This is a genomic window from Ruegeria sp. CDSC045 (assembly GCF_059610725.1).
Genome location: NZ_JBXWOE010000003.1, coordinates 352,772 through 377,166, shown reverse-complemented (window position 1 = coordinate 377,166; position 24,395 = coordinate 352,772). Strand labels below are relative to the sequence as shown.

The 24,395-nt window shown below is 55.8% G+C and carries 23 protein-coding genes, 1 tRNA gene and 1 pseudogene; 17 read left to right on the top strand and 8 right to left on the bottom strand.

What is annotated here, in order from left to right; genetic code table 11:
• Positions 1–14 precede the first annotated feature (14 nt).
• Positions 15–1,043, bottom strand: coding sequence for a LacI family DNA-binding transcriptional regulator (locus AC2FH6_RS09145; RefSeq protein ID WP_281972354.1), 1,029 nt, complete (start codon positions 1,041–1,043; stop codon positions 15–17).
• A 177-nt stretch (positions 1,044–1,220) separates the two neighbouring features.
• Here AC2FH6_RS09145 and AC2FH6_RS09140 point away from each other — a divergent pair, with 177 nt between their 5' ends.
• The 9 genes from AC2FH6_RS09140 to AC2FH6_RS09100 all read left to right on the top strand — a co-directional run bounded on the left by AC2FH6_RS09140 (position 1,221) and on the right by AC2FH6_RS09100 (position 10,831).
• A complete protein-coding gene (locus AC2FH6_RS09140; protein WP_496702193.1) occupies positions 1,221–1,949 on the top strand; it encodes an SDR family NAD(P)-dependent oxidoreductase in 729 nt (242 codons plus the stop codon).
• A gap of 12 nt (positions 1,950–1,961) precedes the next feature.
• Positions 1,962–3,116 carry a Gfo/Idh/MocA family protein gene (locus AC2FH6_RS09135; RefSeq protein WP_496702192.1) on the top strand — a complete coding sequence of 385 codons (1,155 nt, stop codon included), beginning with the start codon at positions 1,962–1,964 and terminating at the stop codon, positions 3,114–3,116.
• Positions 3,117–3,126: 10 nt separating this feature from the next.
• The gene (locus tag AC2FH6_RS09130) at positions 3,127–4,041 is read left to right on the top strand and encodes a sugar phosphate isomerase/epimerase family protein (protein WP_496702190.1); all 915 of its coding nucleotides are present in this window, start codon (positions 3,127–3,129) and stop codon (positions 4,039–4,041) included.
• A 45-nt stretch (positions 4,042–4,086) separates the two neighbouring features.
• Complete coding sequence (locus tag AC2FH6_RS09125; protein ID WP_496690821.1) at positions 4,087–5,124, top strand: ABC transporter substrate-binding protein; 1,038 nt, start codon at positions 4,087–4,089, stop codon at positions 5,122–5,124.
• A 73-nt stretch (positions 5,125–5,197) separates the two neighbouring features.
• Positions 5,198–6,682 carry a sugar ABC transporter ATP-binding protein gene (locus AC2FH6_RS09120; RefSeq protein ID WP_496702189.1) on the top strand — a complete coding sequence of 495 codons (1,485 nt, stop codon included), beginning with the start codon at positions 5,198–5,200 and terminating at the stop codon, positions 6,680–6,682.
• Positions 6,679–7,620, top strand: coding sequence for an ABC transporter permease (locus AC2FH6_RS09115; RefSeq protein WP_496702187.1), 942 nt, complete (start codon positions 6,679–6,681; stop codon positions 7,618–7,620). The genes AC2FH6_RS09120 and AC2FH6_RS09115 overlap by 4 nt, the downstream gene beginning before the upstream one ends.
• Positions 7,617–8,624: an ABC transporter permease gene (locus AC2FH6_RS09110; protein ID WP_496690824.1), complete on the top strand. Its 1,008-nt coding sequence runs from the start codon at positions 7,617–7,619 to the stop codon at positions 8,622–8,624. The genes AC2FH6_RS09115 and AC2FH6_RS09110 overlap by 4 nt, the downstream gene beginning before the upstream one ends.
• A 12-nt stretch (positions 8,625–8,636) precedes the next feature.
• Entirely contained in the window at positions 8,637–9,713 is a 1,077-nt protein-coding gene (locus AC2FH6_RS09105) for a Gfo/Idh/MocA family protein (RefSeq protein WP_496690825.1), read from the top strand.
• Entirely contained in the window at positions 9,710–10,831 is a 1,122-nt protein-coding gene (locus tag AC2FH6_RS09100) for a Gfo/Idh/MocA family protein (RefSeq protein WP_496702185.1), read from the top strand. Before AC2FH6_RS09105 ends, AC2FH6_RS09100 begins: the two co-directional genes overlap by 4 nt.
• Here the strand turns inward: AC2FH6_RS09100 and AC2FH6_RS09095 are convergent.
• Both AC2FH6_RS09095 and AC2FH6_RS09090 read right to left on the bottom strand, forming a co-directional pair.
• Positions 10,822–11,123, bottom strand: a pseudogene (locus AC2FH6_RS09095) (transposase); the annotation flags it as partial. The gene AC2FH6_RS09100 and the pseudogene AC2FH6_RS09095 sit on opposite strands and share 10 nt — an antisense overlap.
• 1,012 nt (positions 11,124–12,135) lie before the next feature.
• Positions 12,136–12,225: transfer RNA gene (locus tag AC2FH6_RS09090), tRNA-Ser, on the bottom strand.
• A 204-nt stretch (positions 12,226–12,429) separates the two neighbouring features.
• Here AC2FH6_RS09090 and AC2FH6_RS09085 point away from each other — a divergent pair.
• The 8 genes from AC2FH6_RS09085 (at position 12,430) to AC2FH6_RS09050 (ending at position 19,912) form a co-directional block, all read left to right on the top strand.
• Positions 12,430–13,614 (top strand): SPOR domain-containing protein, encoded by a 1,185-nt coding sequence (locus tag AC2FH6_RS09085; protein WP_496690828.1) that lies wholly within the window; start codon positions 12,430–12,432, stop codon positions 13,612–13,614.
• Between the two features lie 19 nt (positions 13,615–13,633).
• Positions 13,634–14,800 carry a D-alanyl-D-alanine carboxypeptidase family protein gene (locus AC2FH6_RS09080; protein ID WP_496690829.1) on the top strand — a complete coding sequence of 389 codons (1,167 nt, stop codon included), beginning with the start codon at positions 13,634–13,636 and terminating at the stop codon, positions 14,798–14,800.
• Positions 14,797–15,420 carry a dTMP kinase gene (gene tmk / locus AC2FH6_RS09075; RefSeq protein WP_496702183.1) on the top strand — a complete coding sequence of 208 codons (624 nt, stop codon included), beginning with the start codon at positions 14,797–14,799 and terminating at the stop codon, positions 15,418–15,420. The genes AC2FH6_RS09080 and tmk overlap by 4 nt, the downstream gene beginning before the upstream one ends.
• A 10-nt stretch (positions 15,421–15,430) precedes the next feature.
• Positions 15,431–16,552 carry a DNA polymerase III subunit delta' gene (locus tag AC2FH6_RS09070; RefSeq protein ID WP_496702181.1) on the top strand — a complete coding sequence of 374 codons (1,122 nt, stop codon included), beginning with the start codon at positions 15,431–15,433 and terminating at the stop codon, positions 16,550–16,552.
• Positions 16,549–17,355: a TatD family hydrolase gene (locus AC2FH6_RS09065; RefSeq protein ID WP_281994858.1), complete on the top strand. Its 807-nt coding sequence runs from the start codon at positions 16,549–16,551 to the stop codon at positions 17,353–17,355. The genes AC2FH6_RS09070 and AC2FH6_RS09065 overlap by 4 nt, the downstream gene beginning before the upstream one ends.
• A complete protein-coding gene (locus AC2FH6_RS09060) occupies positions 17,352–18,149 on the top strand; it encodes an MBL fold metallo-hydrolase (RefSeq protein WP_496702179.1) in 798 nt (265 codons plus the stop codon). Before AC2FH6_RS09065 ends, AC2FH6_RS09060 begins: the two co-directional genes overlap by 4 nt.
• Before the next feature lie 62 nt (positions 18,150–18,211).
• A complete protein-coding gene (locus AC2FH6_RS09055; RefSeq protein ID WP_142634838.1) occupies positions 18,212–19,144 on the top strand; it encodes an AEC family transporter in 933 nt (310 codons plus the stop codon).
• 69 nt (positions 19,145–19,213) lie between these two features.
• Complete coding sequence (locus AC2FH6_RS09050) at positions 19,214–19,912, top strand: CbiX/SirB N-terminal domain-containing protein (RefSeq protein ID WP_496702177.1); 699 nt, start codon at positions 19,214–19,216, stop codon at positions 19,910–19,912.
• A gap of 45 nt (positions 19,913–19,957) precedes the next feature.
• Here the strand turns inward: AC2FH6_RS09050 and AC2FH6_RS09045 are convergent, their stop codons facing one another.
• The 5 genes from AC2FH6_RS09045 to AC2FH6_RS09025 form a co-directional block, all read right to left on the bottom strand.
• Positions 19,958–20,953 carry a diguanylate cyclase domain-containing protein gene (locus AC2FH6_RS09045; protein ID WP_496702175.1) on the bottom strand — a complete coding sequence of 332 codons (996 nt, stop codon included), beginning with the start codon at positions 20,951–20,953 and terminating at the stop codon, positions 19,958–19,960.
• The gene (locus AC2FH6_RS09040) at positions 20,950–21,537 is read right to left on the bottom strand and encodes a heme NO-binding domain-containing protein (RefSeq protein WP_496690833.1); all 588 of its coding nucleotides are present in this window, start codon (positions 21,535–21,537) and stop codon (positions 20,950–20,952) included. The genes AC2FH6_RS09045 and AC2FH6_RS09040 overlap by 4 nt, the downstream gene beginning before the upstream one ends.
• 121 nt (positions 21,538–21,658) lie before the next feature.
• Positions 21,659–23,218, bottom strand: coding sequence for a trimethylamine methyltransferase family protein (locus AC2FH6_RS09035; RefSeq protein ID WP_496690834.1), 1,560 nt, complete (start codon positions 23,216–23,218; stop codon positions 21,659–21,661).
• A gap of 118 nt (positions 23,219–23,336) precedes the next feature.
• The gene (locus AC2FH6_RS09030; protein ID WP_496702173.1) at positions 23,337–24,032 is read right to left on the bottom strand and encodes an HAD family hydrolase; all 696 of its coding nucleotides are present in this window, start codon (positions 24,030–24,032) and stop codon (positions 23,337–23,339) included.
• 25 nt (positions 24,033–24,057) lie between these two features.
• Entirely contained in the window at positions 24,058–24,342 is a 285-nt protein-coding gene (locus AC2FH6_RS09025) for a DUF3572 domain-containing protein (RefSeq protein ID WP_142634849.1), read from the bottom strand.
• Between the last annotated feature and the right edge of the window lie 53 nt (positions 24,343–24,395).

Sequence of the window (24,395 nt, the reverse complement as noted above, 5' to 3'; positions counted from 1 at the left end):
GAATTTTGACTTCGCTAATTGGGCGGCGCAGAGCTCGCCCGTGTTACAAGCTCTACGGGGAGCGCTGATTTCATTGGAAGCGCTTTGCCAGTGTTCGCCAACTGGCCCAGCAAAACCTCTGCCGCACGGCGTCCCAGTTGGTGTCGGTCCTGTCGGATTGTTGTCAGAGCCGGAACATAAGATCCTGACATTTCGATATCGTCGAAACCAACAACCGAAATGTCACCGGGCACCTTCAACCCACCCGCGACCAGCCCAGAAATCAACCCAAAGGCAACCATATCCGCAGCGCAGAACACCGCCGTTGGGCGCTCATCCATCGCAAGTATTCGTCTGGCGGCCTCATGTCCGGATTCCAGCGAGAAGTCTCCCCTGATAATCCACTCGGGCCGCGCTGGAAGCCCCAAGCGTGTCCGTTCTTCGACCACGCCCTTACGCCGAGCGGTCGTCAGAACATTCCCGTCGGGACCGGTAACATGCGCGATTTTTTTGTGGCCCAAATCATGCAGGTGCCTGATCGCCAATCGCGCACCTTCGGCGTTGTCGCTGGAAATCACCGGAAAGGCCTCGCCTTCCACCCATTCACACAAAAATACTATGCGGTCGCCGGCGCCGTATGTGACGCATTGCTGAAGTGCGGTCGAAGGAATGCCACCATCCAAAGAAATTGCGCCATCTATCCGGCCGTCTCGAAAGTACCCGGCAAGAGTTTCTTCCTGCAGCGGATTACTTTCGGTATCGGCAATCAGAACTGCATAGTCCGAGCCCGCAAACCCTTCGCTGATACCGGCAAGTATGCCCGAATAGAAAGGTTTGCCGAGGTTGGGAACAAGGATCAGTACGGCCCCCGCCCTTTTCATCCGCAGGTTTCGGGCTGCCTGATTAACGCGATATCCCGTCTCGCGAATAGCTTCCAAAACAGCAACACGTGTTGATTTTGACACCAGATCGGGATTGGACAGAACACGACTGACAGTGGCTGTCGACACCTGCGAAACACGTGCGACGTCCTGTATTGTGGCGGGTTTGGGTATCTTGCTCATTGCTTGGCAGTCGATTTCTGGCTTGACTCGAATCTCATGTGATGCCGATTATGTAATCGATTACACAATTTGGAAAGTAGGTTTTTCCCAAAATGTAATCGATTGCAGTAACGATTTCGCCAAACGAGGGAACCTGATGGCATCCGAAGTCAAACGCAACAAAAGCCGGGTTCTTTGATGGTTTCGAAGGTCACATTCGACTTTGCCGGGGCACAGGTCCTGGTGATCGGTGCCAGCCGAGCCGGAATTGGTGCCGCTATTGCAAGAGAATTCCAGGACTCGGGTGCCACAGTGGAGATTACCGGTGTGGAACCGCAATGCGCCGAAGAGGACGCTGCCCGGTTTGACTACATTCAACTGGATGTAACCAACACCGACGAAGTCTACAAATTTGCAGGTGAACGGGACCATATTGACGTCTTGGTAAACTGTGCGGCGGTGACTCGACGCGGTGAAGAAATGGCACCTGAGTTCTTTTCCCACGTGCTGGACGTAAATCTGACCGGGTCTTTTCGCTGCGCCGAAGCGCTGCACCCTGCCCTTTCGGTTGCGAAAGGGCGCGTCATAAATGTTGCCTCTATGTATGCGCGTTTTGGGTCACCTCTAAACCCAGCCTATGGCGCGTCAAAAGCCGGCGTGGAACAACTAACAAAATCACTGGCGATTGCGTGGGCCAAAGACGGTATTCGGGTGAACGCGATCGCGCCCGGGTTCATCGTGACCGAGCAATCGGCGAAAGCCCGAAAAGACGCCAGTTTCTCAACCGCTGTAGAAGCACGCACACCCTTGGCACGCTGGGGTCACCCAGAAGATATCGCTGGAACAGCCTTGTTTCTCGCATCCGATGCGGCAGCCTTTGTGACCGGTGCCTGCGTGATCGTGGACGGAGGGTATTCGGTTGTTTGACAGGAGCGCACGATGAGTGACTTCGCAAAAATCCGCGCTGCGGTGATCGGGACCGGCTTCATAGGAACAGTGCACGTTCAGGCGCTTCGGCGTCTGGGCGTGGACGTAAGAGGTGTTCTTGGGTCATCGCCAGAGCGCGGAAGGGAACGAGCGCGGGCAATGAGCGTAGCCCGGGCTTATGACTCTCTGGAGGATCTGTTGGCGGATGAAAACATCGATATAGTGCACGTAACGACCCCTAACCACGCACACTATCCGCAAGTGAAATCGATCCTAGCTGCGGGCAAACACGTCATCTGCGAGAAACCACTTGCCATGACGTCCGTAGAAAGCGCCGAGATGGTCGACCTAGCCAAGGCTTCTGGCAAGGTTGCAGCGGTTTGTTACAACATTCGCTTTTATCCGCTGAACCAACAAGCCCACGGCATGGTAATGGCCGGGGATCTGGGTGATATCCGTTTTGTTACCGGGCACTACCATCAGGACTGGCTTGCCAAGCCCAACGACTGGAATTGGCGGTTGGAAAGCGAAATGGGTGGTGTGTTGCGTTCGGTCGGTGACATTGGAACGCACTGGGTTGACCTGACGAGCTTTGTCACCGGGTTGAAGGCGACCTCCGTCTTTGCAGAGCTGACAACCTTCCTTCCGGAACGCCAGAAACCTCTTGGCCCAATTGAGACATTTACCAGCGGAACCGGTGAAACCGAGACTGTGCGCATCGATACCGACGATGCTGCCATGATCCTTATCCGATATGAGAGCGGAGCACGGGCCGTGATGAGCACATCTCAGGTCAACATGGGGCGAAAGAACTCATTGCAATGGGACATCGCCGGAGCAAATGCCAGTGCGGCTTGGGACAGTGAAACTCCTGATCATCTGTTCATTGGGCATCGTGACGCGCCCAACCAAACCCTGATGCGTGACTTCACCTTGATGAACGGTCCGGGGATCGCAGCCGCCACCTTGCCGCCCGGGCATGTCGAAGGGTTCGCAGATTCATTCTTCAACTTTTTCCGGGCGGTCTATGCCGACGTCATCGCGGGCGGGCGGCAACAAGGCAGCACATGGGCCACATTTGAGGACGGCCACTACGAGATGCAGTTCTGCGAAGCCGTCGTCAAGTCGGCGAGTGAGAGCCGCTGGGTCGATTTGAGCGAGATTTGAGGGCGATGACATGAAACTGGGCTTACTGACTGCACCATTCGAAAACTCTCAATTGACTGAGGTGGCGGCCTGGGCCGGTTCCAATGGGTTTTCGGCGACGGAGGTCGCCTGCTGGCCATCGTCAGGTGGCGAACAACGGCGCTATGCGGGAACCAGCCACATCAACGTAGATGGCCTTTCCGCGGATCAGGGCAATGAAATTGTCGGGCAACTCGGCGATCAGGGGATCGAGATTTCGGGTCTGGGGTACTATCCCAACCCGCTCCACGCCGATGAAGAGCATCGGGTTGAAGTTATTGGACATCTTAACAAAGTAATCACCGCCGCCGGTGTTATGGGCATCAAAGTTGTCAACACATTCGTCGGCGGAGATCGCACTCTGCATCTAGACGCGAACTGGGAGCGTGCCACCGAAATTTTCGATCCGATCGTGAGGCATGCACAAAACTCTGGTGTGCGTCTGTGCTTTGAGAACTGCCCGATGATCTTCAGCTATGACGAATGGCCCGGGGGTCACAACATTGCTTACTCGCCAAGAATCTGGCGGCGGATTTTTGAAGAATGGGGCGATGCGGTTGGCATGAACTTCGATCCTTCACATCTGATCTGGCAGTTCATCGATCAGACACGGTTCATCAAGGAGTTCGGTCCTCACATGGCTCATGTCCATGCCAAAGACGTGATGGTTGATGAGGACGGGCTTTATGAGAACGGTGTGATGTCTACCGGCATGGGATGGCAAATCCCACGGCTATGCGGGCTGGGCGATGTGGACTGGTCCGGTTTCTTTTCCGGCCTGTACCGCGCCGGATACGACGGTCCGATCATTATCGAACATGAAGACAGATTGTTCGAAGGGACTGACGAAAAGGTCAAGCGGGGTTTTCTGCTGGCCCGGGATGTCCTGTCACCATTCATCAAGTGAAGAAATTATCAAATTTGAAATGACTAAAACTGGGAGGAAACTAAAATGAAGAACCTACTTTATGGTGTTGCTGCTCTTGCAGTTTCAGCGTCTCTTTCAACTGTGGCGTTGGCTGACGGGCACAAGCAATACACAATCGGAGTGTCCAACACCGTTCAAGGTAATGGTTGGCGCGAACAGATGATCTGCGCCATGCGTGCGCAAGCTCTGGTCGAAGCCGATGTGACGAACCTAATCGTTGCGCATCGCAACACCGATTCAGCCGGGCAACTGGAAGACATCAACAACCTCATTGAAGCGGGTGTAGACGCCATCGTGCTGAACCCATCCAACCCCGATGCTTTAAACTCGGCACTGGAAAAGGCGATATCTCAGGACATCGTAGTTGTTGCCGTGGATGCCGGCGTTTCGGCTGAAGGCGCCTACATTCTTTCGAACAATCAAGAAGAATACGCCTATCTTGGCGCCAAGTGGTTGTTTGAACAGCTTGGTGGCAAAGGTGACGTTGTCTATATGCGTGGCATTGCTGGGGTTTCGGCGGATACTGACCGCGACAACGGCTTTAAACGCGCGTTGGCAGAACACCCCGATGTCAATGTGGTGCACGAGGTTTTCACCGGCTGGCAGCAAGATCAGGGCAAGCAACAGATCTTTGATTACCTGGCCACCGGCATCCCGTTTGACGGTGTCTGGACCAGCGGCATCGACAATGTAATCGTCGACGCTTTCACTGAATCCGGCGCTCCCCTGGTTCCGATCGTTGGCGCAGACAACGCAGGATTTGTTCAATATCTGACCGAGGTTGAGGGATTGAACGGCGCGGCAGTGACAAATCCTGGCTCAGTCGGCGGCGCAGGCATTGCTTTGGCTGTCGACATTCTGAACGGCAAGGCACCTGAGAACAAAACCGTTCTTGTAGATCCTGTGCTTTGGGAGAATGCGACGGACGCAGGCCGTGAAACGATCACAGCGGCTCAGAATCCTAACCTTGACCCAGAGTGGCCCGTATCAGTGACCGTTCCCGGCTGGACCGATTACACGATGGAACAAATCATCGACTGTAAGGGACCCGGCGAGGGCTGATCCGAATTGACTGGCCTTCCGCCTTTAGCTGGGTGGAAGGCAAATCCAACCCACTCGGCATTCAAGGACTTCCATGAGCAGCACACCACTTCTCGACGCGTCTGACGTGGCCAAAAGTTATGGCGCCGTACGGGCGTTGACCAATGCGCACCTCACGGTTGCCGAAGGCGAGATCGTCGCCTTGATGGGCGCAAATGGCGCTGGCAAGTCCACTTTCGTCAAGATCATTACCGGTGCCCTTAAACCCGACGCTGGTCAGGTATTGATCAGAGGCAAACAAGCGTTTGTCGGAAGCCCCGCCGAGGCGCGCCGTTCCGGTTTGGTGCCGGTTTATCAAGAACCCTCACTCATTCCTGATCTCGACGTATCCGACAATCTTCGGCTGACAGACACACCTGTCGATCAGTTTCAAAACTGGGTTACAGAACTTGGCATCGAAGGCCTGAAACTATCGGCAATGATTGGCGACCTGCCACTTGCTACACTGCGCATCCTCGATCTGGCACGCGCGCTGGCAGTTGAACCAGATGTCCTCTTGCTGGACGAAATGACCGCGGCGCTGCCGACGGATCTGGTTGAACGCGTATTGAAGACCGTAAGGCGCAAAGCAAATGACGGGATGGGTGTGATCTATGTTTCTCACCGTTTCACCGAGATTTCGGAACTGTGCGATCGGGCCACTGTGTTGCGGGATGGCATGTCTGTCGGAGATCTCGACATTGAACCCGGCGTAGAAGAACGCGTGGTCGAATTGATGCTGGGTCAGAAGATTGACATTGGAACACGTCAGATCCTTCGAGCAAATGAACCACAGGCCAAGACACCGCGCCTAGGCATTAAGTCACTGGCTTTTGAGCCCAGTTTCTCGGATGTTTCGTTCGACTTATTCCCCGGCGAGGTCCTAGGGGTGGTCGCGCTTGAAGGTCAGGGGCAAGATGAACTGTTTGAGGTTCTGGCGGGCTTTGATCGCCCATCTTCAGGATCGATGGAAGTTGATGGAAAGCCCGTAAACTTCGCCCACCCCGCCGACGCCATTGCCGTCGGGATAACTTTCGTTCCGGGCGATCGTTCAGACGCTCTGCTGGCGCAAAGGTCAGTTAAAGAAAACATCGCTCTGCCATTTTCAGCCCGGCTCAAGAACTGGGGACCAATAAAATTGCGGCATGAGCGCGATCGGGTCGCTTACGCGGTCGAGAAGCTGCAGATCGACACACGCGCGCAGGGCGAGGTGCAAAGGCTTTCAGGTGGCAACCAACAGAAAGTCACCATTGGTCGCTGGCTCGCGACAGGTGTCGAAACCCTGCTTCTATTCGATCCGACCCGTGGCATCGATGTGCGCACAAAACGCCAGATTTACCCGCTTGTCCGTGAGTTGGCAGATCAAGGAGCGGCGGTTCTATTCTACACGTCCGAGTTGGAAGAAATCCCACTTGCCTGTGACCGCGCGGTCGTAATCTTCAACGGTCGCGTGGTTGATGTGATAGATGCGGCCGACGCGGATGAACAAACACTGATGCGTGCTGCCTATGGCCTGACTGAGACGGAGGGCGCGGCGTGAGCGTGGCCATCCGAAAACACGCATGGGTCATGGGGTTAGCGATTCTTCTCATGGTCCTTTTGACCATCACAAAATTGATACAACCAACTTTCGGTGCGTCAGGACTGGAGAGTATTGCCCGCGCCGCCCTGCCCTTTGCTTTCGCAACCGCCGGTATGGCCATCGTCGTAATCGTCGGCGGTATCGACCTGTCTGTTGCGTCTATGATGGCTGTCTGTGCTGTGACTGCAGCCGTTCTGATGGAGCGCATGGCCGGTGTACCGGCCTTGTTTATCGTGTTGGGGGTCGGGTTATTGATGGGGTTGATCAATGGTCTTTTGATCGTTGTAACGCGCGTGCCCGATATCGTTGTGACACTCGCCATGCTGTTTGTGTGGGAAGGCGTCGCGCTGTTGATCCTTGAGACACCGGGCGGCGCGACTGCAGATTGGCTGGAACAGGCAATACGCGGTCACTTTCTATTCGCCGGGCTGCCCAAGGCACTGCTTGTCATTGCCTTGGGCATCGCTGTTGTCTGGATGCCAATCCGGCGCTCCAAACTCGGACTATCGATCTACGCCACCGGATCAGACGAGCTTGCCGCCTTCCGCTCTGGCGTTTCAGTGGGAAGAACAAAGATAACGGCCTATGCGCTATGCGGGCTGTTTTGCGCCATGGGCGGTCTAAGCCTCGCTGCGCTGACCGGGATTGGAGAGCCGGTTCCGGGGCCATATCTTATGGCCTCGGTCGCGGCCGTCGTTTTGGGCGGTGTCGTGCTGGGCGGTGGCAAAGGCGGTCTGCTTGGACCGATCATCGCGGTGTTCATTTTGCGGATCATTCGGACGATCCTGACATTGCTGGCCGTCGATCCAAACGTGACCACGATTATCGAAGGCACTATTATGGTTCTCGTCGTTATGCTGGGCACGGCGGCTTCACTAAAAGGAGCCCGCCGATGAGCATGGACACCATAGATCCACCGATGGTCCGCTTTGGCCGTTATCTGCGCGACAACCCGATCATCCCGCTATTGGTCTTCCTTGTCTTGATGATCGCTGTGCTCGAAGTATTGCGGCCAGGTATCGTTACCCCGGTCCGAGCAGGTCGGGATGGGCTGATTTCAACCTTTTGGGTTGGCAACCTGATCAAGTTCGCAATTCCATTGGCGATGCTTGCGGCTTGTCAGGTGCTGACAATGCTAACCGCAGGAATTGATCTCTCGGTCGGGGTAGTTGCCACCGTGTCAGCCTTCGTTTGCGCAACACTTAGTGCGATTTGGGGCGTGACACCTGCAGTATTGATCGCGCTGTCAGCTGGCCTAGTTGTGGGCGTTGTAAATGGCATCGGTGTGGGATTGGTCCGGGTCCATCCATTGATCATGACACTGGGATCGGGGTTAATCGCCACCGGATGTCTGCAGGTCTATCAACGCCTCGTTATCAATGCTGGCACCGAAATCCCCGCCTTCCTTGCCTGGCTCGGAACCGGCCGCACCGCTGGAATGCCGAATGGCCTTTTTGTATTCATCCCGTTTGCGCTCTTTATCCTGTGGCTTATGCGCTATACAGGATTTGGTCGGCTGCTGTTCGCCCTAGGCTCCAATGAGCAGGCCGCTAAGCTGTCCGGGGTCCGAGCATGGCAGGTCTATCTGGGGCTCTACGTGCTTTCAAGTTTGATCGCTGCGCTGGCTGGCTTGCTCTATCTCGGCATGATCCGTCAAACTTCGCTGAGCCTTGCCAACCCCTTATTGTTACCCTCTGTCGCTGCGGCGGTGATTGGCGGCACATCAATCTTCGGAGGTCGTGGCAGTTTCGCAGGTGCGATTGTGGGCGCACTTATTCTGCGTGTGCTGGATACTATGCTAACATTGATGCAAATGCCGGAAGGTGCGCGCACGGCCCTGTTTGGGCTGATCATTCTTGCAGTTACCGCACTCTACGTCAGGATCACCGGCACGCGCTAAAGGGAGTTTCCAATGGCCAAATTCCGGATCGTCGGCATCAGTTTCGATCACATGCATATGGGTGACTTGCTTCGGATGGTGCACGATCACCCTGACGCTGAAATCGCCGGTATATTCGATCCTGATTGGGACAAGATGAAAGCAGCGGCAACGGCCTTCAGCGTTCCCGAAGATCGGATCTTTACCGACTTCGACACATGCATGGCTGCGGGACCCTACGACATGGCAATTCTTTGTGTGGCAACGGCTCAGCATGCGGAATATACCGAACGTCTGGCCTCTTACGACCTGCATGTTTTTGTCGAAAAGCCCTTTGCCGCATCTTCTGATGATGCGCGCCGCATGATGGCTGCAATGGATAGGACCGACAAGCAGTTGATCATCAACTGGCCATTACGATGGGTCGAAAGCCACGTCACGGCCAAACGGTTGATTGATGAGGGGATGATCGGCAACCTGCGCGAAGTGCATTTCTACGATGGAAATCGCGGGCCTCTATACCATCTGGCCGACAAGGTCGAAGTCACCCCGGACGAGGTTGAGCGTCAGAAACCGAATTCATGGTGGTATAAGCGGGCATCGGGCGGTGGGTCACTGTTGGATTACCTTGGCTACGGCGCGACGCTTGGAACCTGGTATTTAGGGGGAAAGGAGCCGATCGAGGTGACATGCACAGTCGATGAGACACCGGGGATTGAGGTCGATCAACATGCCATTGCCGTTTGCCGTTATGAAACCGGGCTCTCAAAAATGGAAACGCGCTGGGGCACCTTCACCGACCCGTGGACAACGCAACCTCAACCAACTTGCGGATTCGTCTTTGTGGGCACAGACGGCACCATTTCATCGCCCGATTATGCCGATCACATAACGGTTCAAACCCGCACACGACCTGACCGGCACGAGATACCAGTGACTCCGCTACCGTTAGGTGAACGAAATGCGATTGAGTACGTCCTTGACTGCATATCCAGAGAAATCCCGGTCAAAGGGCCACTGGATCCAGCACTTTGCCTGACAGCGCAACGGATCGTCGATACGGCGCTCCGCTCGGCATATGAAAAACGAACACTTCGGTTACTCGCATGACCTCAGACAGTGCCAATACAGACCAGTACGCACTAAAATCTGCGCATCGGCACGAAATCGATGCGCCGGATCTGCAATATCTTCCACCAATGCCTCGACGCTATAGACCCCGGATCGGGGTTATTGGTACTGGTGGGATTTCTGCAAGCCATCTTGATGCCTACCGAACAGCAGGCTGGGACGTCGCCGCAATCTGGAACCGTACGCGCGCGAAGGCTGAAGAGAAAGCTGCTGTTTACTGCCCGTCTGCCCGCATCGAAAATGACTGGGAGGCGCTTCTTGCCGATAGCGAGATCGACGTTGTCGATGTCACGCTGCACCCTGAACATCGCGTGCCAATCATCAGAGCTGCCTTGCAAGCGGGCAAACACGTGCTCAGCCAGAAGCCTTTTGTCACCGACCTCGATCTGGGTAATGACCTTGTGAAGCTGGCAGATGATCAAGGCGTTAAACTAGCGGTAAACCAAAACGGTCGTTGGGCCCCGCACCTGTCCTGGATGCGTGAGGCGGTTTCAGCCGGATTGATCGGTGATGTTCTGTCGGCCCATATCTCAATTCACTGGGATCACAGCTGGACTGCAGGTACCCCGTTTGACGAAATCGACCAGCTGATACTTTACGACTTTGGAATTCACTGGTTCGACTTTCTTGCGTCTCTTGTCGGAGATAGAGCAGAAAGCGTCTTTGCAACTGCTACATCTGCACGCGGCCAGGCCAACAAAGTGCCTCTGATGTCGCAGGCTCTGGTTCGTTTGGACCAAGGCCAAGCAAGCCTGGTTTTTGACGGGGGCGTTCCCTATGGGCCTCGCGATACAACATACGTTGCAGGTAAGACCGGTAGCCTGACATCAGTTGGACCGGATCTGTCGACGCAATCTGTGACACTTGAGACAGCGCATGGCATTGCGCGGCCTGCACTCGAAGGACAATGGTTCAACGACGGGTTTCGTGGCGCCATGGGGGAGCTTCTTTGTTCAATTGAAGACGACCGAGAGCCCTCAACATCTGCAAGAACCAACCTAAAATCATTGGCCATCGTTCTCGCCGCGGTTGCTTCGTCTAAACGCAATAGGGAGGTCGAGATAGGAAGCATTAGGCTCAGGACACATAGCGAATAGATGACCAAAGCGGCGAGAGCGATTTCTGAGAGGAAGACTTTGAGACACCTGTCGAACCGCGTCGCCAGTCCTTCAATCTGCCAAACATGATCTCAATCCGATTGCGACGTTTGTAGCGGCACTTGTCGTATCGGACAGTTGTCTTGCGCTGTTTGCGGCCTGGGATGCACGCGCGTATCCCTTTATCTTTCAACGCGTCTCTAAACCAATCGGCATCATATCCGCGCTCACCCAGCAACCATTCGACATTTGGCGGGCTGCTGACCAATGCCCTCGCGCTAATGTAGTTGCTGAACTAACCGGCAGTGACAGACAGATCCCAGGGGTTTCATTCGCCATTGTGCTTTAACCAATAGCGCAAAAGGGCTCATCTGTCACAAACCGCATGCAACTTTGTGTTCATGCCGCCCTTGGTGCGCCCGGTCAGACATGTACACCGCTCATTTTGAACGCGATGAATCACGCAGCCAAACGGAAATCAATGGGCCTAAATTATTGTTGTCGCGTGACGTCTTCCACTGAAGCGGAATATACTCCAGCATAGTCCGCGCAGTCTCCAGACCGGTTGCTGAGCAGAAGATTGGTGATGTCCTGAGCCGCGTTCTGAGCATGAGTTTGAACGGCAGTAAATCCTGTAAGAAGCGCGCTGAATGTCAAAACACTCACTCGCATGGTTCGATCTCCTTAGGGTTCTCAGAAATCCAAAAATATGTTGCGCGATGGGAGTTGATGTCAGTCATTTTATCCTCAAAACGCTACGCGGTCCCCTCCTTTCAAGTCCAGGATTTCTCTCGCTTCATCGGGAGTTGCGACCTGACTGCCTTTCTCTCACCGAAAATTCAGGCCGCGATTCTCGACGGCACCCGGCCGCCCGAACTCACACTCAAGCGTCTGGTCAGCGTTACCCACGCACTTGATTGGGCCGAACAGGAATGTCGTTCGACTTTTGACACCTCAAGAACCAGCCTCCCAGATACAGGGTTCGCCCTCCTTGATCTGTGGGAACAATTCCCTACTCCACCTTTTTGGGAATTTGCAGCATAGACCTCTGAAAAACATACATTTCTGAGAGGAGAAACTCTGGATTCCAGACCCATCTCACGAAAATTCCCTGTAAGTTGCCGGGTATCAGGGAAATCCCTCCCAAAGCGACCCCGCCAAAATGCGCCACTGAGACTGAGGCCTGAATTGCGTTCTGAGTGTATGGTTTGCTCCATCTCTGATTGAAAGCGCATGCGCCAACTCGCGGGAATTGCGGCGCAATTCCGGATCAGAAAACACAACTGAAGTGAGACAAGTATGAGTGGCGGGGAGACAGGGATTCGAACCCTGGGGACGCTCTCACGCCCAACGGTTTTCAAGACCGCCGCATTCGACCACTCTGCCACCTCCCCGCGTGGGGCCGGGTCTAAGGCTATCTTTAAACGGTGGCAAGACCAAATAGGGAAATCTTGCCGAAGCCTGTGCAGCAGACTTTCCATGGCCGAACGTGCAGGCTATGCTTTGCGTGAAAGACCGTGACAGGCTGGCAGTTCAGAACCAGCGATCGGCGGCGGGGTACGATGAAAGAGGCCCCTTACAGGCAAGGGATTGCAAATATGGATCGAGCGACCACGACACGCGCAAAACCGCGGGCACTGGCGGTTCTGGTAATAACAGTTGCGGCTCTGTCAGGGTGCGACGAGGCCCTGACATCGGGTGGAACATCCACCGAGCAGGCGGACGAAAGCGTGCAGGACGACGGCAAATTAGAGCTGTTTCCCAAAACGACAGGGAACGCGCGTGATGATGTTGAAGCTCCTGATGTCTTCAAGGTCACCGAAGCCGGTTTGTGGGATGGGCGCCCCTCGTTGGGCGGAATCTGGGTCGCGCACCCGGACGTTACACAGCCTGAACGTGTTCGGATAACGAATACAAAGAACAACAAATCCGTAACCGGCGCACTTTTCCGCCGCGAACGCAACTTGCCGGGCCCTGCGCTGCAACTGTCTTCGACTGCCGCCGCGAAACTGGGTATCCTCGCAGGCGCACCGACTCGGGTTGAAGTAGTTGCCCTGCGGCGCAAGCCTGCCGAGAAAGTAGAAGAAAAAGCTCCTGAGCCCGAAGAGGTCGCTGAACCCGAAGAGACCCCAACGGCTGAGGCGGTTGAACCTCAGGACAAGAAAACCGATAGCCAGACCACAGCAGATGTGTCCGAAGACGTTGATAAACCAGCCAAGCGTAAATGGTGGCAAAAGAAGGCTCCAGTTGCTGCAGCTGGTGCTGCGACAGCTTCAGCCGTGGCTGAAACCGCAGAAAAGACCGATGAGGTGGCAACAGAGATTATCGAGGCGGCGCCTGAGCCAGCACCAACCGCAAATCTGACCGATCCCACTGTCGCGCCGCCAACCGAGGCTGCACCGAAGCGGAAATGGTGGCAAAAGAAGCCTGCCGACGAAATCACCGAAACACCTCTGGACCCGATTGAGGGTGCTGCAGCGGCCATCGAAGAGGCCGCCCCTACCCCGGCAGCAACCGCAGCCAGCACTGAGGCAACCTCCGTTTCATCGCTTTCAAAACCGTTTATTCAGGTGGGCACCTTCACAGTTGAAGAAAATGCCGAAGGTGCTGCCGAGAAAATTCGGCGAAACGGGTTGCCTGCGAAAGTTCAAAAACTCGAAGCCAATGGCAAAACTGTTTGGAGGGTGATCGTTGGTCCTGCTTTGACGCGGGCGGAACGAAACGCAATGCAAAGCGACGTCAAAGATCTGGGCTTTTCTGACGCCTATACCGTGAAGAATTAAGCAAAAGGAGGTCCCCCTCGTGCTGTCCTCATTTCGATCATCTGTACTGACCCTCGGTTTGGCTATGTTTGCCCTGCCCGCACAAGCTTTCGATACGCAAGCCCGTGCTGCCTATGTCATGGACCAAACGACAGGAACCGTTCTTTTGTCCAAAGACGCAGACCAGCCGTTGCCGCCCGCGTCCATGTCCAAACTCATGACCCTGTTTGTAGCATTCGAAGCGCTGCGGGACGGTCGCCTGGAACTGAACGAGGAACTTCCGGTTTCCGAACATGCGACCAGCTATAAGGGCTCGAGCATGTTCCTGAACACGCAGGACCGTGTCCGGGTCGAAGACCTGCTGCGCGGGATCATAGTCCTGTCAGGAAATGACGCATGTGTTGTTATCGCCGAAGCCCTCAGCCCGGACGGAACCGAAGCTGGGTTTGCCCGGTTCATGACCCAACGCGCGCAACAGCTGGGTATGAATAATTCGAACTTTGCGAATTCGAACGGTTGGCCAGCCGCAGGCCACATGATGTCTGTGCATGACCTCGCCATTCTGGCCGACCATCTGATCAGCGACTTTCCCGAATATTACCCTCTGTTCGCCGAGGAAGAGTTCGAATTCGACAACCGGGTGCCGTCAAATTCGCGTAACCGGAACCCCTTGCTGAAACTTGGGATTGGTGCGGATGGGCTAAAGACTGGCCACACGCAAGAAGCGGGCTATGGCCTTGTAGGATCGGCCCAACAGGGCGATCGCAGGGTCATATTCGTTTTGTCGGGGCTCGACAGCGTCGCCCGCCGCGCAGAGGAGGCTGAGGCCGTCGTTAACTGGTCGTTTCGCAATTTTGTCGAGAGGCAGCTTGCCGAAGCAGAAAAACCGATAGGACAAGCCGATATCTGGATGGGCACTTCGAAAACGGTTGATCTTGTCCCGCAAGAGGATTTGACACTGCTGCTGCCTGTTCTCGGGGATAAGAATGTTGAGGCAGAAATCGTCTATGACGGTCCGCTTGAGGCCCCCATCGCCAAAGGACAGGAAATCGCTGAGCTTGTCATCAAACCCGATGGCCTGCCCGAGATCCGTAGACCCCTGGTTGCAGCGGAAAGCGTCGAAAAGGGCGGTTTCTTCGTGCGGATTATGACAGTTGGCGGCATTGTTGCGAAAGATGTCATCGGTAACCCGTTGGGCGCGATGTGACGGCGGGCGGGTTGTTTCTAACCTTCGAAGGCATTGACGGATCGGGCAAATCCTCGCAAGCGCGTATGCTGGCCGAGCATTTGCGCGGGCTCGGGCATGATGTCGTTCTGACGCGTGAACCTGGCGGCTCTGACGGGGCCGAGGAAATCCGCAGACTGGTTCTTGAAGGCGATCCCGATCGCTGGTCCGCCGAGACGGAAATCCTGTTGTTCACCGCTGCGCGCCGCGACCATCTGGAACGCACCATCGAACCCGCTCTGGCGGCGGGCAAGATCGTGATCTGTGACCGGTTTGCCGATAGCACCCGCATGTATCAGGGCCTGTCGCGCGGCGACTTGCGGGGATTGGTCGATCAGTTGCATAGGCTGATGATCAAACGTGAACCGGACCTGACCGTGTTGATCGACATGGACCCTGAAACCGGCCTGTCTCGGGCCAAGGGGCGACAGGGCACCGAAGAACGGTTCGAGGATTTCGGCATTCACCTACAACAGAAGATGCGGGCCGGTTTTCTTGAACTGGCGGATGAATTTTCCGACCGGTTTCGCCTGGTCGATGGCAATAGGGACATGGACAGCGTTGCCCGCGATGTGACAGATATCGTCATGCAAGCCTTGTGACGGACGATTGATGAACAACGACATCCCGATCCCGGATCAGGCACCCGGTGCCCTTCATCCGCGCGAAACGCCACATCTGTTTGGGCAGGCAGAGGCCGAGCAGGCCTTTCTTAGCGCTTATGCTTCAGATCGCCTGCACCATGGCTGGCTGCTGACCGGCCCCCGAGGTGTGGGCAAGGCAACGCTGGCCTGGCGGATCGCGCGGTTTCTGCTGGCAACCCCGCCGGTCGAAGAGGACGGACTGTTTGGCGCGCCACCTCCCCCTAAAACGCTTGAGATTCCACCAGATCACCCGGTTGTTCATCGAATTCTGGCTGGTGCCGAGCCTGGCCTGGCCGCCATCAAACGATCCGTGAACGATCAGGGCAGGTTGCGAAATGAAATCGTTGTGGACGACATTCGCAAACTTGGGAAGTTCTTCGGCCTGTCCTCGGCCGATGGGGGCCGCCGTGTCGTCATCGTAGATTCTGCGGATGAAATGAACATCAGCGCCGCCAACGCATTGCTGAAAATGCTCGAAGAACCGCCTGCGCGGACAACGCTGCTGTTGATATCGCATCAACCGTCCCGCCTTTTGCCCACGATCCGATCCCGGTGCCGTACCTTGCGCCTTTCGCCGCTGAACGCGGAAGATATGAACGCCGCACTGACCCAGACCGGGGTTGAGCTGACTGGAAACCCCGACCATCTGGCCGCTCTGGCCAGCGGGTCCGTTGGGGACGCCGTCCGCCTGATAAATCTGAGCGGACTCGAAATATATGCCGAGCTCATCGCGATCCTGAGCACCCTGCCCCGGCTGGACAGACAACGCGCTCTGGCTCTGGCCGAGGCTGCCGCACAGCGCGGAGCAGCCGAACGGTTCGAGTTGCTGTTGACGCTGATCGACATTGCCTTGTCACGTCTTGCTGTGACCGGTGCGACTGGTGCTCCGCCATCGCCAGAGGCCGCGCCAAACGAAGGTGATATCCTGTCCCGTTTGTCCAGATCGCCGGAGCAGGCACGCCTTTGGGCGGAAACCGCAGCCCAGATCACCGCCCGCGCCCGCCACGGGCAGGTGGTGAACCTTGACCCTGCCGCTCTGGTCCTAGATACGGTGTTCAAGATACAGGAAACCGCCGGTCAGAACAGATGAGCGACACCCCCCAAATCACCGACAGCCATTGCCATCTGGACTTCCCCGATTTTGAAGGACAGTTGGACCTGATCGTCGCAAATGCGGCCGAATCCGGTGTGACCCGGATGGTGACGATCTGCACCAGGTTGAGGAACGAACCCACTGTGCGCGCCATAGCTGAGGCTCACGCGCCGGTATTCTACGCGGCAGGCACGCACCCGATGAGTGCAGCCGATGAACCGATGGCAACTGTGGACGAGCTGGTGGCACTGTCACAGCACCCCAAGTTTGTTGGTATCGGTGAAACCGGGCTGGATTATCACTATACCGCCGACAGTGCGCAGGTTCAGCAGCAATCCCTGCGCGTTCATATCGAGGCCGCTCAGCGTACCGGACTGCCTTTGATCATTCATGCGCGCGCGGCGGACGAAGACATGGCCCGCATTCTGGCCGAAGAATACGGCAATGCCCCCTATTCATGTGTGATGCATTGTTTTTCGTCTTCGGCCGAACTGGCACAGTCCGCCCTGGATCTTGGGTTTTACCTGTCCATGTCGGGCATCGCCGCTTTTCCCAAAAGCCAGGAATTGCGCGATATTTTCGCAAATGCGCCAGTAGACCGCATCCTGGTTGAAACCGACGCGCCCTATCTGGCGCCGCCCCCGTTTCGCGGCAAACGGAATGAACCGGCCTATACCGCCCACACCGCCCGCAAAGGCGCCGAGGTCTTTGGCATGGGCTATGCCGATTTCGCGGCGCAGACCCAGGCCAATTTCGAAAGACTCTTCACCAAGGTCGCCTCTTACAAGGCGGCGGCATGACCACGCTGCGCTGCACCATTTTGGGCTGCGGCTCGTCAGGTGGAGTGCCACGTCTTGGCGGTCACTGGGGCGACTGCGACCCCGAAAACCCCAGGAACATCCGCCGCCGCTGCTCGATGCTGGTCGAACGTAACGGGCCCGAAGGCACCACCTCTGTTCTGATCGACACAACCCCGGATATGCGCAGCCAGCTGCTGGACACCGGCACCGGGCGGTTGGACGGGGTGGTCTATACCCATTCCCATGCCGACCACGTCCACGGCATTGACGACTTGCGCATGATTGTCTTCAACATGCGCGAACGGGTGCCGGTCTGGGCTGATGGCGACACCCAGAATGATCTTTTGGGCCGATTTGGCTATGCCTTCATCCAACCCGAAAACTCACCCTACCCGCCGATCCTCAACCTCAAGACAATCGACGGCCCGTTCGAGATCACTGGCCCCGGAGGCCCTATCCCGTTTCACCCCTTCAAGGTGAACCACGGATCAATCGACGCGCTTGGTTTCAAAATGGGCAATCTGGCCTACCTGCCGGACGTGGCAGAGATATATGACGATGCCTGGACCACATTAGAGGGTCTGGACTGTCTGGTGATCGACGCGCTGCGCCGGTCCCCGCACCCGACCCATGCGCATCTGGAAAAGACCCTTGGCTGGATCGACCTGTTGCAACCAAAAACCGCGGTTCTGACCAACATGCATATCGATCTTGACTATGCCACGGTCGACGCAGAAACCGCAGACAACATCACCCCTGCTTATGACGGCATGGTGATACATCAGGCTCTGTAGAGCCCTGGCCGAGATCATGCAGATATCCTTTCCCGCGCGAATAACTGTTGCGGAACGCTGACATGCTGCAAAATCTCATTGAAGTCATCCTTCCAGTTTTTCTTGTTATTGGAGCCGGTTACGTCTCCACTCTTCTTGGATACTTCAAGGAAAACCACATTGATGGCCTGATGAAGTTCACTCAGGGTTTTGCAATCCCCTGCCTTCTGTTTCTTGCGATTTCACATCTCGACCTCAGTGTCAGTTTTGATCCCAAGCTGTTGATCAGCTTTTACTCTGCTGCTGCGCTTTGCTTTTGTGCCGGCCTGTTCGGCGCGCGACTGATCTTCAACCGCGAATGGGAAGATTGCGTCGCAATCGGTTTTTGCTGCCTGTTCTCCAATTCCGTCCTGCTGGGATTGCCGATTACTGAACGGGCTTATGGCCCTGAAAGCCTTACGGGCAATTATGCCGTCATCGCCTTTCACTCGCCGTTTTGTTACGGCCTAGGCATCACGGTAATGGAGGTGATCCGGAACCGGGGCCACGGAGGATCGCGAATGGTTCGCTCGGTCCTGACCGCGATGTTTCGCAACGCTCTGATTGTCGGAATCTCACTGGGTTTCATCGTAAATCTGTCCGGGCTCGGCGTGCCAGCCGTTGTGGATGATGCCCTTGGCCTGGTGACCCGCGCGGCCCTTCCCGGCGCGCTATTCGCGCTTGGGGGCGTTCTGGTTAAATACAGACCCGAAGGTGACCTAAGGGCGATCGCCTTTGTCTGCGGCGTTTCTCTGCTGCTGCACCCGAGCCTTTTCTGGCTTTTCGGATCCACCCTTGGACTGCCACAGGATCTATTCCGGTCCGGAGTGATGACAGCCGCCATGGCCCCTGGTTTCAACGCCTATATCTTTGCAAACATCTATGGCCGCGCCAAACGGGTTGCTGCATCCTCTGTTCTGTTGGGGACGGCAGTATCTATCCTGAGCGTCTGGTTTTGGCTGACCCTATTGGGCTGACGGTGCGGCAGGCGGATTGACTTTTACACGACGCGGCGCACCTATCGCTAAAGTGGACAGGACAGATTTATGACACACGCCCTTATCGTTACCCATGGCCAACCTTCTGACCCAGAACCAGCCGAAGCGGTCTTGGCGGCTTATGCGGCCGATGTAAATGCCCTGTGTGCCGGTGTTTCGGTTCATTCTGCAACGCTGGCAGCCCCTGGGGCACTTGACAGCGCACTGGACAAGATTCCCGGCAACGCCGTCATCTATCCCCTATTCATGGCCAAAGGGTGGTTTGTCACAGATGTGCTGCCGAAACGTATTGGTGACCGCCGAAACCCTATTCTGGATCCCTTAGGCGCGGACCCGAAATTGCCCCAGTTGGTCGCGCAATCCCTTGAGGGAACGCTGCAGGACAAAGACTGGCGGTCACAAGAAACGGACCTTGTGATCGCTGCGCATGGATCGGGCCGCAGCAGAAACCCTTCCGCCGTTGCAACGGCATTCGGCGACGCTTTGTTGCAACTAATTCCACTTGGATCCCTGCGCCTTGGGTTTGTCGAAGAGGCCCCTTCGATTTCTGTGGCCGCTGCAGGAACCGGCGCCCAAACCCTGTGTTTGCCATTTTTTGCCTGCACGGGTGGCCATGTTCTTGAGGATGTGCCGCAAGAATTAAGCAAGGCCAAGTTCAAGGGACAGGTTTTACCGGTTGTGGGTGAACTGCCACTGGTGCAGCAACACATAGCGTCCGTTCTCAAAGCTTTTTCTTCATCGAAATAGAGTCGTCTGACCACATACACTTTGCCGGTTCCTTTAGGGGGAAACCTATCTGTGTGAGTGATCCACAAGCTGCGAATATAGACAGTGGCGAGACCGGCCATTTCGCTTGGCCGCATACAGGGCAAGGTCTGCCGCATGCAAAATCTCAGCCGGTTTAAGCGATGGAAACTGGGTCGAAAGCGCCGTGCCTATACTGGCTGAAACCTGGCACGACACGTTGTCGAACATCATCGGTTCCCGCAGCCGTTCGATCAGCCTGCTGGCGATTGCAGAGAGAACACCCTCGTCCGTCAATCCTTTGTATATAATTACAAATTCGTCCCCGCCGACACGCGCCACTGTATCGTCTCCGCGGGTTTCCTCACCCATGATCCGCGCCGCCTGTTGCAACACATAGTCGCCTGCGGCATGCCCGAATTGGTCATTGACCGATTTGAAAAAATCAAGATCCAGATGCATCAGCGCGAATGGAGATTTGGACGAGATCATGTGATCCAATAGAACATCCATCGCCCGGCGATTTTTCAGCCCTGTCAGTGTATCTGTAAATGCCTTTTCCTCGGCGGCAAGCATCGCCCCTTGAAGGCGCAGGTTCAGAGATCTGGACGCCTCCATCGCTGCCGATTTCGCCTCGACCAGATACAATAATTCGATCGCCAGATCAGTGCCCGAGAAATCCGCACTGGTCAGGGCATAGTCCCGGACCGCATCCAAAATCGATATTCCGAAAGACAGATTGATGACCGCCCCCTTACCTTCGGGCAGCGGAGCGATAAGGCCCTTCAATGCGGTGCGCGGGGCGTCGTGAAACCTGAGGTGCAATTTGGTGCCCGCTTGGGACATCAAGCCTGAAACCGTAGTCACCGCTCTGGGGCGAAGCAGCTCAAAGATATCCAGAAAGCTTTGACCTTCCATCGGCTTTTCAGGGCGCAGCTTTTGCAAGGTTGATCCGACGCGGGTCACTTTCCCATCCTCGTTCACCAGCAAAAACATCGGGCACAGGGTTTGTAAAAGCTCTGCCAGATTATTCGCGTTCATCATGCTTTTCGCGCCCCTAAATCAAAATGCCGACCTTCTGAAAAAGCGCTTTCTACCAGAACGATTGAGATAAACTCGATCTCACCCTGCTGGCCCTCATGCGACAACATGGCCAGAGCCCCGTAATCATCAGCCATCGCGCGCAATACGCCAACCATGACGCTTGAAAACCCAGGCAGACCTGGATGGCAGGACAATCTGTATTCCGTCGGTGAAAGCTCGTGCAATTCAAGTGCCGGAAGATTTAGATCCGATACGGCCAATCTGACCCGGTCAGACAGATCATCAAGCGAATGGAGAAATTCCAGATAGCTGACACCGCCAAATCGCAACAGACGGCGCAGGTCTTCCATGTTGGGATGAGACACAAGGTACGTTCCCAAGTCTTCAAGAACGTCACTGCGTGAACGTTTCAGGACCGTGCATACCTCATCCAATACCTGCTCGGTAATATCATCGTCGTAAACAAGCATGGCCTCGAACTCGGCAAAGCCCAGTTCGGCTGAATCCATCACGCGCATCCAGCACGGCTGCCCGTAGGTCACCGCAACAAAGGATTGAATCGCCCGGTTGATCAGACCATGCATGAGAGACCTCAAATTGGTTTCTCACGCAGTGTGCTCTGAAATTTGTTAACAAACACCCAACACGCGGGCGTCACCACATAGAATTCACGCAAGTATCGAAGTGGAAGTGACTGAGATTACGCTAGAAATCTGTCGGCGCTCCGCCTTCGGTTTTGCGTCGTGCGACAAAGTCGGCAAGCTCTTCCCGGATGCCCTCATCCATTGCCGGAGCTTCAAAGCTGGTGATGATTTCCTTGAACATGTGATGCGCGCGCTCAGCGGTCCAGACGCCTCCTGCGACTTCCCAACCCTCATAGTTCTTCCAGTCACTCAGAAACGGCTGATAAAACGCTGTGGTATAGCGATCCTGAGTGTGCTGAATGCCAAAGAAATGCCCGTCATTGCCGACTGACCGGATCGCATCCAGAGCAATCTCGTCAGGGCCGGTTGCCGTCAATTCCGGCTGCATATACCGCTGAATTTGCTGCAATATCTCGCAATCCATAATGAACTTTTCAGGGCTTGCGATCAGGCCACCCTCAAGCCAACCTGCAGCGTGATAGACCATGTTGGTGCCCGATTGCACCGCCGCCCATAATGAGTTCGAGGTCTCCCACACAGATTGGCCATCCGGAACGTTTGCCGCGCAGACACCCGAAGACCGCAGGGGCAGGTCATAAAATCGGGCCATCTGGCCGGTCATCTGTGTCGCCCGCATGTATTCCGGCGTTCCAAAAGCCGGAGCACCAGATTTCATATCCACATTCGAGGTGAACGTACCAATGACACAAGGAATCCCTGGTCGCACATATTGGAACAATGCAATCGCGCACAGCGCCTCAGCCAGGGATTGCGCTACTGCACCGGCCATTGTGACGGGGGCCATCGCCCCGGCCAAGGTGAACGGCGTCACAACAATCGCCTGCCCGCGCCGCGCCAACCTCAGGCAACCGTCGATCATGGGCTGATCGTGCTTCAACGGCGAGGTCGAGTTGATGTTGGTATACATCCTCGGCTTGGCTTCGAATTCTTCATGGCTCAGACCCCCTGCGATCCGCACCATTTCCATGACGTCTTCGACGCGTTCCTTGCCCAGCGAATAGGCATGCATCGCCTTATCGGTCAGAGTCAGCTTGTCGTAGAGAACATCCAGATGCCGGACGCTGGCATGTATATCCACTGGCTCGACCGGGTATCCGCCGGCAAAATGGATACAGTTGAAATACTGCGTCAACTTCAACAGGTTCCGGCACATCTCGCGATTTCCCGGTACCTTGGTGCCAATCTCCATATCCCAGTAGTTCGGCGGGGACGACACATTTCCGAACAGCAGGTTCTTGCCCCCGATCTCGATTGCGCGGTCGGGATTACGCGGTGTGATGGTAAAGGTGGATGGGGCTTTACGCACCATTTCCATGACAAAGTCCCGGCCCATTCGAACGTTGTCACCGTTGATCGTACATCCGGCCTCACGCAGGATTCCGATTGCCTCTTCGTTGTAGAACTCGATCCCGATCTCTTCGAGAATCCGCATTGCGCCCTCGTGGATCGCCGCGACGCCAATCTCGTCCAACGGTTCGGTTGGTTTGTCGGTGTTGATCGGAGGGCTCCACGGCATCTGATCAATAACCGCTGCGCCCCGTCTCTCGGCGGCACCGGCCCGTCCTCCGCTGCGACCTCTGCGTGCTTTCTTGTCGGCCATTGGACACTCCTCGGAACTTGGCTTTCTAGAAGCAAGCCCCGAACGCGTACTGTTGGCCGCTCTGTCTGCGACAGGCTATGTCGGTTTCGGCGTCTGAACCGCCGAATTCACAGCCCGATCACGCCTTTTCGTACAACCAAGCAGGTATATGTCCGATGTTTGGCAAGACGACATCCGCCATCGCTTCGAGCGTTTCTGCACGCGCCATACCCGTCAGAACCCCGATCGTCTTCATACCTGCTGCCCGTCCGGCCTGCAGATCATGCAGGCTGTCGCCCACCATTGCTATGTTTTCTGGGTTAACCCCCACATGCTGCGCAAAGGCGAAGAGTTGACCCGGGCCTGGCTTGAATCCGTGCCCACTGTCATAACCGGCGACAAAATCGAAATGTTCGCGGATTCCTGCGGACGAAAGATGCTCGGATGCGGGCATTTCTCCGTCATTGGTCGCAACACCCAGTTTCAGCCCTGCCTCACGCAGCCCCTCAAGGAAAGGGATAAGCGGAACGGCCTGGGCTTGCGGAGATGAGGCCGACTCGGCATTCAACAGGTCCACCAACTCTTCGCGCGGCATTTCCGGGAGGTGCGGCTCTAGAACCTCGGCGATTTCTTCGACGGTGCCCGCGATGACAACACTGTCCTCAGAATAGGCAACCTGTTCGAGGTCAAAGCCGATCACCTGCCCAAGCTCGGCCGCACGGGCATGATCTCCGTTCGTCACTCGCAGTAAAAAATTGCGCCCGAACGTGCCCCAGGTTTCCGCGAAATCAAACAAGGTACCGTCTTTGTCGAACAGGATGGCTTGGATTGGCATTGTGAAACTCCTGCCCGGTAGGCTTTCAGGTCCAATGAACTTCCGCGCCGCCGGACAATAAGGCGCGGGCCTGGCCCGGCTGATCATACGGCACAGAATTGACGTCACAAAACTCGACTACCCACGAATCGTCAAGCATTAGAAAATCCAGAACTGAACCCAGAAACTCCGGCTCTGCTGCCCTGTCTTTTATGTCCTGCACCGAAGCCCCCGTCGAACCCAGAAATACAGGCAGCAGGTCATCATTGCCCACAAGCCAAGCAAGGGCATTCAGCGCCAGCGTTTCGGCGGATTGAGCGGAAATTGGCATAAAGAAGCCCCTGATCTGATATTGGAAAGGGTTTGTTAACCAGAGTCATAAAC